This window comes from Paenibacillus taihuensis, from assembly GCF_003386535.1.
Lineage (GTDB): Bacteria > Bacillota > Bacilli > Paenibacillales > Paenibacillaceae > Paenibacillus_Z > Paenibacillus_Z taihuensis.
This window is the reverse complement of sequence record NZ_QTTN01000019.1, coordinates 63,797-75,290: the sequence shown is the minus strand read 5'-3', so window position 1 is coordinate 75,290 and position 11,494 is coordinate 63,797. Positions and strand designations below refer to the sequence as shown.

General features: G+C 42.5%; 9 protein-coding genes and 1 pseudogene. 3 read left to right on the top strand and 7 right to left on the bottom strand.

The window, feature by feature from the left end; translation table 11 throughout:
- Position 1 precedes the first annotated feature (1 nt).
- The 6 genes from A8990_RS16645 to A8990_RS16620 all read right to left on the bottom strand — a co-directional run bounded on the left by A8990_RS16645 (position 2) and on the right by A8990_RS16620 (position 8,635).
- A complete protein-coding gene (locus A8990_RS16645) occupies positions 2 to 2,968 on the bottom strand; it encodes a DNRLRE domain-containing protein (protein WP_116190172.1) in 2,967 nt (988 codons plus the stop codon).
- Positions 2,969 to 3,182: 214 nt separating this feature from the next.
- Positions 3,183 to 3,341, bottom strand: coding sequence for a hypothetical protein (locus tag A8990_RS31590; RefSeq protein ID WP_181909620.1), 159 nt, complete (start codon positions 3,339 to 3,341; stop codon positions 3,183 to 3,185).
- 750 nt (positions 3,342 to 4,091) lie between these two features.
- Positions 4,092 to 4,511 carry a DUF6262 family protein gene (locus A8990_RS16635; protein ID WP_116190170.1) on the bottom strand — a complete coding sequence of 140 codons (420 nt, stop codon included), beginning with the start codon at positions 4,509 to 4,511 and terminating at the stop codon, positions 4,092 to 4,094.
- A 2-nt stretch (positions 4,512 to 4,513) separates the two neighbouring features.
- Positions 4,514 to 6,148: a tyrosine-type recombinase/integrase gene (locus tag A8990_RS16630; protein ID WP_245996059.1), complete on the bottom strand. Its 1,635-nt coding sequence runs from the start codon at positions 6,146 to 6,148 to the stop codon at positions 4,514 to 4,516.
- Positions 6,135 to 7,538 carry a tyrosine-type recombinase/integrase gene (locus A8990_RS16625; protein ID WP_116190169.1) on the bottom strand — a complete coding sequence of 468 codons (1,404 nt, stop codon included), beginning with the start codon at positions 7,536 to 7,538 and terminating at the stop codon, positions 6,135 to 6,137. The genes A8990_RS16630 and A8990_RS16625 overlap by 14 nt, the downstream gene beginning before the upstream one ends.
- Positions 7,535 to 8,635, bottom strand: coding sequence for a tyrosine-type recombinase/integrase (locus tag A8990_RS16620; RefSeq protein WP_116190168.1), 1,101 nt, complete (start codon positions 8,633 to 8,635; stop codon positions 7,535 to 7,537). Before A8990_RS16620 ends, A8990_RS16625 begins: the two co-directional genes overlap by 4 nt.
- A 322-nt stretch (positions 8,636 to 8,957) precedes the next feature.
- Between A8990_RS16620 and A8990_RS16615 the strand changes: the two are divergent.
- The 3 genes and pseudogenes from A8990_RS16615 to A8990_RS16605 all read left to right on the top strand — a co-directional run.
- Positions 8,958 to 9,236 (top strand): annotated as a pseudogene (locus A8990_RS16615) (cupin domain-containing protein); the annotation flags it as partial.
- A gap of 244 nt (positions 9,237 to 9,480) precedes the next feature.
- The gene (locus A8990_RS16610; protein WP_116190166.1) at positions 9,481 to 10,047 is read left to right on the top strand and encodes a C40 family peptidase; all 567 of its coding nucleotides are present in this window, start codon (positions 9,481 to 9,483) and stop codon (positions 10,045 to 10,047) included.
- A 62-nt stretch (positions 10,048 to 10,109) separates the two neighbouring features.
- Positions 10,110 to 10,583, top strand: a complete 474-nt coding sequence (locus tag A8990_RS16605) for a hypothetical protein (protein ID WP_116190165.1) — start codon at positions 10,110 to 10,112, stop codon at positions 10,581 to 10,583.
- 90 nt (positions 10,584 to 10,673) lie between these two features.
- Here the strand turns inward: A8990_RS16605 and A8990_RS16600 are convergent, their stop codons facing one another.
- On the bottom strand, positions 10,674 to 11,474 hold the full coding sequence (locus tag A8990_RS16600) for a VOC family protein (protein ID WP_116190164.1): 801 nt from the start codon (positions 11,472 to 11,474) through the stop codon (positions 10,674 to 10,676).
- Positions 11,475 to 11,494 lie beyond the last annotated feature (20 nt).

Below are 11,494 nucleotides of genomic sequence, written 5' to 3'. Positions count from 1 at the left end.
CTTAGTTTGTCTTGGTGACTTTCAGCAAGTTCCCATTGTTGTCGTATGAATACTCGTAAACCGCGCCGGTATCATACGTAATGCGTATAAGCCGGTTGGATGCATCATATTCATACACAGGATTTTTATATGAAAGTGTTGATGCAGTTACTGATGTTTCTGTCGAACGATTACCTGCGGCGTCCAATGCAACAACCGAGAACTCATAAGAGTATCCAGGTGTCAAATCAGAGGCTGACCAAGTTGGTTCCATGGATGAACCGACTAGCGTTCCATCTTGGTAGATTTCATATCCTGAAACAGCAACATTATCTGTAGCGGCATCCCATGCCAGTGTAATACCTGTTGCTCCAGACGCACTTGCGCGCAGATTTGTAACTGGCGTAGGCGGCACATGATCGTCTGCGGAAACCTGCGTAACGTTATCAATAATTTTATCTGCATTATAGTGATAGTCGGTCCGATTCCCCTCATCATCTGTTACCGAGGTCATCATGTTGGCTGCATCATAGCTATAATTGCTCGTATTTGTGTCGACAACTCCACCTGTCGTAAACGTCGTGAAATACTTGGTAACCTGTTCCGAAACATAATCGATGGTTCTTACTGTATTGTTCGGATCAGTGATTTTTGTCATGTTATGAGCGCTATCATATTCGAAAGCTGTCACATTACCGTTAGCATCCGTTACCGTTCGCAGGTTTTTAGATGCATCGTAACTATAATTGAAACTACGGTTTTCGGGATCTGTAACCTTCGAAACATAGCCATTCGTCCCATACTCAAAAGTCGTTATTCCACGTGCAGCGTCGTTGATTGTGCTCAACTTCCCGTTCGGTCCATAAGCGTATGACTTCGTGTTGCCGGTCGTTTCTGTTATCTTGGACAGTTTACCGTCTGTCGTAAAATCAATCACGGTGCCGTCCTTGGCAGTCAACATATAGGTGTCATCAGCATTTTTAACAAGATCTGCATATATGCCGTCAGGTGCTACATAGCCTCCATCCTGACCGAAATAATGACGAGTACCGTCTTCATCCATCAAAGCAACTGGACCTGCTACGTTTCTTTCCAGATGCATCTCGGCATTGACGAGCCAGCCATAACCGAATATGCCTGCAATAGACGATTGCTTGCTGTTATACGTCCTTACGAGATCGAAATCCATTTGCTGCTTTACAAGATTACCATTGGTTGGATTAACACCATCTTCTGTTGTAAACCAGTTCGGTCCAATACCAATCGGATCGATATTGTAATTGATCGTGAGTACCGGCAAGTTGGCTGTATCGTTGACGGAACTGAAGCTACGATAGGTTGTTGTGCTTTCATTTTGCTGCTTCAGCAAAAAGCCGTAATTCGGCCGTGCTCCTGAATACCAGTCTTTTACGAGATTAGATACATCCCACGTATAGTACCCGCCCACGACATTACTCGTGACAGATGCATAAGGCGACGCGGGAATCGTTGGGGGGTTGTTCCAGGTTGCTCCGGTGCCTGTCCAATAGTCTGTAATCCGGAAAAGGTCAATCGTCGCGTTCGTTGTTGCACTTGTATTCGACTGGTAAGCTTTAAAGGTAGCTGTAGAAATTTCTGCGCTATTTGGCAGACTTGGCAAATACCACTGAACAAGCGTTCGGGTTGTGCCGTATGTACTATGTTTACCCGTATACATTTTTGCGGCACTGGAATAGGCCGTATTTGGGTTTGTACTGGAGATAAATGTATCTCGCATTACATCCGAATTTGAGATCGTCGGATCAATCGTTACGGGATATACCGTATCCGCTTCTTGGAGGAAGGCAGAGTCCGCGACGACATCGACGTATGTTTTACCATTATCTTCGCGCAGCTCGAGTCTCACATCGTCCGAGTGCTTGCCATTTGCATCATCCATAAATGGTTTATCAAAATACCATTTCGTGTCGCCATTTAAATCTTTAAAACTGATTGTGCCATCATTCTCCATGTTTGGCGTAACGCCATTCAGGTTAAGTTCGAAAGAGAAGATGTTGTTCGTAAAGCTATGCAAGATCAAGTCTTCCTTCAACGAATCACCATTTGTAGTATAGCGAGCATCGGTTGCCGGGAATAGATTTGGATAGGTAATTTGATTATCCTTCACTACACCTTGAACCTGCTCAGCACCTACTGGCGTAAAGCCAACGCTGTTATCGTTCTCTTCTACGGAAACAAGGCTATCCGTTTGTTTTACAGATTCCGAAGCGCCCTTACTTCCTCCCTGCTCTGTCTGAACAGGTGATGCAGGTTCTGTAATAACAATTTCTTGATCGGAAGAATCAGGAGCTTCCGTTTCTACTGTTCCTTCTTGATCAGAAGAAACAGCCATATCTGTTTCAGTTTGAGTTGTTATATCAGTTGCTTCCTCTTGTAACGGAAGCTCTGTATTTTCTTGCTCAACAGGTGTTGTTGTGTTTTCCGTATTCGTGTTAGGCTCTTGTTCAATAATGTCCGAACCTGTACTTGTTTCTTGTTCCGTATTGTTAGGATTCGTCCCCGATTCTTGTTCAATGTTATCGGGATCCGTTACTGCTTCCGTATCGGAAGGACTAGACTCTTCAGAAAATGAAAAAATAATGTCATTTGCAGCACTTTCAAATTTTTTATTTTTCTTTCCACTCTTCTTGAGTGTATTGTCTATTTTCTTCCACTTATTATCCACTTTGTCCAGATAGAATTGCGGTTCCTTGAAGACTTCTTCAGTATAGCTACCATCACGGTTCAAATATCGGGTAGAGTATTTGGTCCGTTTACTTACTAGCTCCTGCTTGTCTTTAGGCAGTTTGGTAGGTAGCTCACTAACTTCTGTAGCGCTGATTAGTTCTGGATTACCTTCCGCATCAATAGGAACAGCATTTGTGGTTGACGAAGATAAACAGTTAAACACCAATCCAAGTGATACAAGTAAGGTTGAAACACGGAAAAACTTCTTTTTAACTTTTGCCATTGATGCAATCAGTCCCCCAGCTAGAAAAAGATGAATGTAGTATGTAGTAAAACAATTTCAAACCTTTCAACAATTGAAATAAGTAGTTCCACCTTTCTATATTGTTCATTCCCTCCCAATAACTCACCAATAATGTGAATGATTAATGGCAGACTTGATCGATTATATCAGCCATAGTGTTGACAGGTAAGCAGTATAATGTGGATATAAAGTATTACATTTCCATACATTTTGATTTCAAAATGAACTTCTGGTAAAAGTGAACTATACTTTCAATGATCTTTTTCTTACCTATAACAGGCTTATCCGGAACAACATTAATAAAAGCACTCGCTTTATCTTCTGGCAGCGAGTGAACCCCCATGTTATCCACGAAGAATTCGAGCTCCTAACTTTAAAGCTTGATCCCCAGCTTCATGCCCGCTTGTTAGAACGGAAAGGCTTTCTGCTGGTCTGAATTATAATCATACTTAGATTGGAAAGATTCCTTGGGTTGAAGGGAGGGGAATGCTAGTACAATGCTTAGTTTATAGCTGCCTGCCTTTTTTAGATAACTGTGGTACTGCCCAGAAAAAAAGGAAAACCGCATTAGCGAGGTTTAGTGCGACAAAGATGATCTCTGTCAGTGAATTCTTGATGATCATCGATAGCAACGCGGAAACAAGAAGCATTCCCGTTCCTACAAGTAACAAACGTATGCTTTACTTCGGTTTGAACGTGTGGAACAACCCTATGAAAATCAGCATGCTCGCTACGTTAAAAGCGGAATGAAGGAAGATATACCTAATACAGCCTCAATCATACGTTTTAGTACGGATTTGTCGAAATCAATAGATTTGCGTTTTTTTAGTACTTGATTCTAGAAAGACACGCAAAAACTTGAACATTTTTGTTCTCGGTGGTTTGCGATCCTAGCTTGGTGTTCAGTCAATTCAGAAAAAAAAGCAAGGGGCTAGATCTCGAGCGATAAAATTACAGCTGCAGGGGAGAACGAGAATACTTAGTGTAGATTTTTGTATATTATCGTTAAAATGTTTGCGGGACCCAAGAATGAAAGCAACATCTCTTAGCCTTGTTAAATACTAAGGCTAGAAATGTTGCTTTATATAGCGAGCATCTTTTATTAAAGCACTGCAACTTTTTTATTTCGCAGTTCTTTTATAAGCTCCTGCATTGACTCAATCTGTGCAAGCAGCTCATGTTTTTCCAAAACAAGTTTTCTATTATTTTCCAATAATTTTGCGTTACCGTTTTTAACCTTTTCAAGCTCGCGCTTCAAACGATCTTTCTGATCTGCTAAGTTCTCAGAACTCTTTAGCTTCACTCCATCGTCTACTTCATGCGGTCCTTTTACGAGCTCTTTTTGTATTGCAATTGCTTGCGTACAGCGCTCTTTAAGATCTGGACGGTTATAAATGGTCTTTCGTTCAATCCCTGCTTTCTTAGCTATACCAGCTATTGTTAATTTATGATTACCACGTTTCAAGTTGGTTATAGCTCTATCAACTTTTTCTAGCATTGGGTTCGATATATCCGTACTCATTATTACATGCCACTCCCCCATACACTCACAACATCTACGTATTCCGACCGATCAACCTGACCGCTGTGTTTCATTTGCGTTACCAAGTCGTTGATTACACCAATCAAATACGATTCCATAGTTTTCAGTTTTGATTCGTAAGGACCATTTGGTGGTGCGGCAGACAGTTCTCGTTGAATTTTTTCTAAACGACCTTTGTGCACTCCCAAGTATTCAGGCGTAGTCAGGAAGTTTTGGCAGCCCAGGCAAACACCGTCACCTGTACATGGCTCATTGCGCATTGGATGATGCAGACACAAGCCGTGTGACAAGATTTGAATCTTCATGGCCCTGCGAACTTTATCCACTTGGTCAATGGTTTTACCTTTGAATGGATTTTGAAGTTTCAATTTTTCTTTGATTTGCAGAGCTTTCTTGCCTGAAATAATCGCACCTTCGTGCAATATCTTGGCGAAGTTCTGTTTTACTTCGTTTTCAATTACGTGGGAGTAATGAGTTGTGCCACGAATCGATTTATGATTCATAATTCTAGATATTACTTCTATACTTGCTCCGCCCTTTAATGCATAAGTTGCAAATGCATGCCTGAATGTATGCGCGGTGAAGTCAATCGAATTGTTATTTGAATCTTTAATGTGATGTTTTTCTATCCATGGCCGAATGAAGCTTTTGTTGAAATTTCCATGGGAAACTCGATCAACTTTAGCTTTCTCTACTCTTTTATGAAGATAAAGGTACGATGGACCATCCCACTCTGATTGGAAAGACTTTGTATAGGCTTCTAATGCGCGGACTGCTTCTACAACCAACTCGTTTGCGGGTTTATAAACCCGAACAGGTTCGTGATTCAGTTTCGCAGTCACGTAACTGAATTGCTTCTGTCCATTAAACTCCTCAATTAGAGCAGAACGAATAATTAGCAGTTCTGATATTCGTAATCCTAACTGCGACATAATAACAACCGCAGAAGCAGCGATGACATTCTCTTGTTTGTCTAAGTCGTTCAATGCAATCTCTATAATCCGGTCAATTATTTGTTCATCCCCAAGCTTTTCTTTGAACTTTTGCTCCTCAACAGCTTTGTTGACTTTTAGATTTTTGTTCTCGATGATTTTGTCTTTATAAAGTGGCATGACAAATTTCACATTGTCGGGTACATCCCATTGCTTTACATTCCCGACCAATAACAAATCTTTGATAGCCAGTGCGATTTTCTTGATACTGGTTATGCTTAATCGATTTCCTGGGTTGGTTTCACTTCGCGCATTCAACGCATATGTGAAGTATTTTTCCAGAAAGTATCGATTGACTTCAGAAAAACTTTCAATATCTGGGCAGAATTCGTTTGTATATTTAACAAACCGAATAATCCCGTCAAGGCTGCGTTTCGCGGTTTGAAAGCTACCTGTTGTTAATTCGTGATGCATAAACCATTTTATCGTTTTCAGCATGCGAGGCTTATGAATCGCGAATTCAAAATCGAGCATTAATTTTTTTCCTCGTAGATGTTCGATTGGAACAAAACCGTTGAAATCCCAGACATTGTCTGAAAATCTATTGGCCCCACATCTAAAATCCATTTCAGGCTTTACGGGAGTGTAGTCAAACAATTCGATTCTGCTTTTAATGCTTGCCAACCACCATTACCTCCAATTGCTCTATAACCGCTTTCAGAGCGGTCTCAATGACTTGTAAGTGGTTTGAGGTACCAATGTATTCGGCAGCCATATAAGCCTCCTTATCAGACAATATCCGTGCTAGATGATCTTTGTGGATTTGTAGATGATCAGGCGTAGTTACGAATTTAGGGCAAATGATGCACATGTTATATTTTGCGCATATCTTGCCTTCATTGCTTATTGGCTTCACACAAGAACCATCAGGTAATGCAGCTGATTTAAGCGTCTCAGGATCGAAGCGCTTATCCTCGCCCAACGTTTTTTGATTAATTCCTTCAACAATTTTTCCAACAAAACCCAATTTGTTGTACTCCTGACTTACCGTTTCGGACAAGACTTTCGCATAGCCTGCTGTCGAATGCAGAGAAAGGTGCCCCAGGTATTCTTGAACTTCAAAAATGGTCATTCCACAATTCAACATTTTAGTGCCAAGCGTATGCCGTAATGCGTGATAGGTTAAGGGATACAAACCACCATCGCTATCATATAAGTCATTCCGTTTAATGAAGTACTTAAGTTTTTTTCTGAAATAAGCTTGTGTCATTCTATTATAGCCTTTAGTTATTTTCATCCGATAACACGTAATTAGGTTTGAACCGAGTCCAATCCTAGCCTCTTCTGAAAGTGTCTCCAGAGTATTTACTGCTTTCTTCACGCGAACAGATACAGGTATAAAACGTTCAGTATTGTTTTTCTTTGATACTACGTGCAAAATAGGCTTTCCTGTAAAATCTTCAATAATGCAACCGCGTTCAAGCTCCAACGCCTCAGATAACCTAATGCCCGTGTCGATTCCGATCTCTATCAGACACTTAAGCATGGTATCTTTATCGTTTACTAAAGCAGATTCGATTCTAATCATAATTTCGTCTGAAATATGTTTTGTTTTCAAAACATCTTCCGTCTTAAGCTTAGAGTATTCTTGTCCGTCGAAGATTTCTCGTTCTGGAAAACCATCGTAATCAAAGAATTGACCATATTCGATTATCCATTTCAGAGTGGACATTGCAATACTGCATGTAGAGTTAGCCATGCCACTTTGTTGTAAATAAAACACAAACATCTCTGTGTGCCGATTGGTCAAGTCGGCAAAGCTATTTAACTCAATAGAGTACTCCTTTAAAAAAGCGAAGAAATGCTTCAGGGACGTATTATAACGAATCAGGGTCATTAGAGATGGCTTTCCCAGAGCGATTGAATCAATGGTTAGCTCTTTAATTGTCTTCTTTACCCATTGATTCGGAATGAAATCAAAGAAAAATGTGACTACATCACCTAGGCTGCTTGAGTTCTGCAAATCCCATCTATCGGATTTTAAATTTATTTTGCCGATATCTAGTACAGTCATTTTAGCACCGCCATTTTATTTCGCGCCATTACTCGTTCATATGCTTCGCGCTGCGATTCATATGATGGGTGTTGATACTTGCTAGTCGACAGGATGGAGCTATGTCCGAGACGGTGCTGTACATATACAGAGTTGTAACCCAATTCTGTAAGTTCCGTTCCGTGTGTGTGGCGCAATTTATGCGGTGTACATTTAATGTTGCTTCTTAATGACAACTGTTCAAACAATTCCGATGGTGTATTTCGTGTTAGAAATTTTCCATTATCAGAAGAGCTGTGTTGCACGAATATCGTCTCAAAAGGACTCTCAGGACGTGAGAAGCACACATATTCATCAATTGCGAATATCAAATCCATTGAAACGGGAATCTCACGTTCCAATGTCTTTATTTTGTGATCTTTATGATACAAAGGATCACGTTTCTGGACTTTTATACACCCAATCTTACTTCCTAGATCAGGTTCTGTATAATCCATTAACCGTAAACCTAGAACTTCACCGATACGACATCCCGTTTCATACAGAATACGAAAGAGCAATTTTCCCCGCATCTTTAAATCGTCGCTCATCTCTAATTCATCGATCGTGTTATAGAGAGTCTCGACTTGATTTGGAAATAATCGCAAATTATTAGTTTTCTTCGTAACCTTCTGCCGAAAAAAGCCAATATCCAACTCCTTTCTTAACACTGTATGTGTGAAGTAGTTGCTTTCCCGTTCTACCTTGGTTTTTAACGGATTCTCACTTATGAAACCGCCGATGCCTTCATAGTAATTGTAAAAGGAACCAACTGCCGCTAGGTGTTTGTTAACAGTCACCGCTGCCATATTCTTATCGTCAGATTTTAAGTACTTTACCCACGAGATCATTTTCCGTTTGTTGACCTCGTAGAATTTCAAGTTTTCCGAATTTAACCATTCGAAGTACTTTGCAAGGCAATGGCTGTATGTTTCAATGGTATTCTCCGAACGCCCCTTTGTCTCAAGGTAGTCCAAGAAACACGTTATTTCTTCAATGATGTTGTAATCATCGTCAATTACCACATACGAATATATTCCATCCTCACGAAGGGTTCTTTCAGCTTTCAAAGAGCGCATTTATGATGTATCCACCTTCGTTTTGTATTGTAATGTCCCTCTATTTCACGATTGGGCGTGGATAACTCTTCGAGTTACCCACACCCAATCGTTCAATACGAGGCTGTGTCCCCCATCGGATGATCATCTTCGTTATACATTACATTCGACAAATAGTTACATTCTCCTGCATTTCTTACACATATTACACATTAAATAAGGAAGGAAGAATTCACTTGACTTCTACACACCATTAATAAAAAATTACACACAGCAAAAGGCGTGAAAGCCTTGATGTGTGTAGTAGTGTACGGTTTCTTAGTGTACAAGAGATTTCCGCCAGTCAGAATGGCATGTCGTCTTGTCGGACGAGCTGTGGTTCTGGCATTCCGGCAGTCCGCTGCTTCTGACGCTTGGCGGTTCGGATGAAGATCCGCATACGACCGAGGAAATCATCGTCGGTCCGGATATTTCGAAAGGTCAACGGCCGCAAGCACTCGTTCCTGCAAACGTATGGCAGAAAGCGAAGCCGCTCGGCGATGAACCCGTCTTCGTTTCTTGCGTGGTAGCACCTGGCTTTCATTATGATGACTTCAAACTCATTTCCCGCACTACTAAATAACATAGGGTTCCATCGTGAAAGCCAATTTGGATATGCTTGCATATCTGGATTGGCTTTTTCTTATTGTCAATTCCATTATCATGAAGCTTTTCTCATGAAGTTTTAACAAATGCAGCCAATACAGCGGATTTACTGGGATTTCATCCACATTGGAAAGTGGTGGCAATCATAACCGTGCTATAGTGTTACAGGTCAACACCACACGGCAGATGTCAAAATACTTTCCATGCAGGAGGATCACAACATGAATACAACAACAACTACAACAACTACAACAACTACTACAACAACTACAAATACAATCACGACAACTTTAAATAAAAAGGGTTTCGGCAAGAAGCTGCTCGGCATCACGCTTAGCGCAGCGATCCTTTGCTCGGGCGGGCTGATGATTAAGCCACAGACGATTCACGCTTCGTCGGCTTCCGACACTCGACTTGTTAATAATATCATCGCAACAGGCAAACACTATCTAGGTACACCTTATAAGTTCGGCGCAAAATCGGGCATTACGAGCTCGTTCGACTGTTCGTCTTTTACGCAATATATTTTCAAGAGAAATGGCATTACGCTGCCCCGCTCCTCTCGCGATCAATCTCATGTCGGCACACGTGTGTCCAAGAGCAATCTGAAGGCGGGCGATTTGATCTTCTCGGATACGAACCGCGATGGAAAAATCAACCATGTCAGTCTCTACATGGGTAATGGCAAAGTGCTTCAAACGTATCGCGTCGGGATCGGCGTCACAATCTCGACGTTCAAAGGCAGCATTTGGGACAAGACGTACATCACGGCACGTCGTGTCATCTAATCGATAAACTTAGGCCCTTTGCGTGCAGCGCTTCTTCTATAGAAATACTGCACGTTTTTGCTGTGCCTGTGGGCAAGCGTACGGACCCCGGCCAGATCTCATCCCATACACTGGTAGGTATCGAGCTCGGTAATATAGCGCCAAGCATCAATGGCAGACCGCTGCCGTATGCGAATCCGGATAATGGCATTACGCTCGGCACTGTCACGGTACGCCTGACGAATTCGGGGAATCATGCTGCAGCAGTCACGCTCTACGTCCTCATTCCGTATGAAACGTCGCTCGATGGGCTCGTTATCTATGTGAATGGACGCGAAGTACATGTTATCCCAGGTGAAGGCGTGTTTATCGGCATCCTTGATCCTGGTGCAACGGTTGTTATCACGTACCGGCTCCAGCTGTCGGATCCCCCCTTCCAGAGTCGTATCCGATTCCGAATCCGTGCTGCAATTACATATGAGGTGAACGGCGTTCAAATTTCGAATACGGTCTATTCGAACGAAGTCGTCATTCTCATTGAGACGCATGATGAGTAGCACCTACCCATATTCACTCATGTAAAAAGGCTCTCCGCTCAGCAGCGCATGTAACATGTCGCTGTGAGTGAAGAGCCTTTTTATGATTTACTATCGCTGTACGACCATTAGCCCGTTCCCATCGGGATCGTAGAATGTGAATACCTGCTGACCGAGCCGATTGACGATACCCTCCGAAGCTTCAGCTCCTTTGCTGCGCACGAATTCGAGAGCACTGGCAATATCCGGTGTCTCAATGACAACGATCGGATTGACGCGAAGATCAAGCTGAAGCCTGTCGTAATGCACTTTCTCCGTCTGTGCAAGCTCGTTCGTATCGATCAGCAAATCCGCGCCTCTCTTCATACGGAATGAAGTCAGCCCTGCGAATTTGGAATCAGGCTTAGCGGGCAGCTCGAGGAAATGGCTGTACCAGTCTTCCGTTTCCTTGCGATCATTCGCATGAGCAATGACCCGGACAATACGCGTCAGCAGCGGGTGCATCTGCCGATCCTTATCCTTCGGCTGGCGCACATGCTGACAGAGCATGTTCCCCTGTACGTTGAAGAACGCCACATGCTCATACCGGAACAGATCGCTCGTGATCGGCAGCTGGCTGCGCTGACAGAACGAATATGCTTCGTCAATGTCGCTCGCATCGAACATAATCGTCGGCGGGAAGCCCCAAATATTGCTGTCGAGAATGATGTCCGTTCCCTCGAAGGTGAAGTAATAGATACCGCCGCCGTCCTGCTTCGGCTCGACTGACACTTCAAACAGTCTCGTGTACCACTCGATGGATTGCTTCAAGTCACGTACGGGGAAGAAGATCGTTGGCATATAGGGCAGAATCGGATGAACCTTCGCTTGATCTTGCATTTGCGCTCGCACTTGAGAATGCTCTGTCTTCATATCGATACCTCCATGATTTG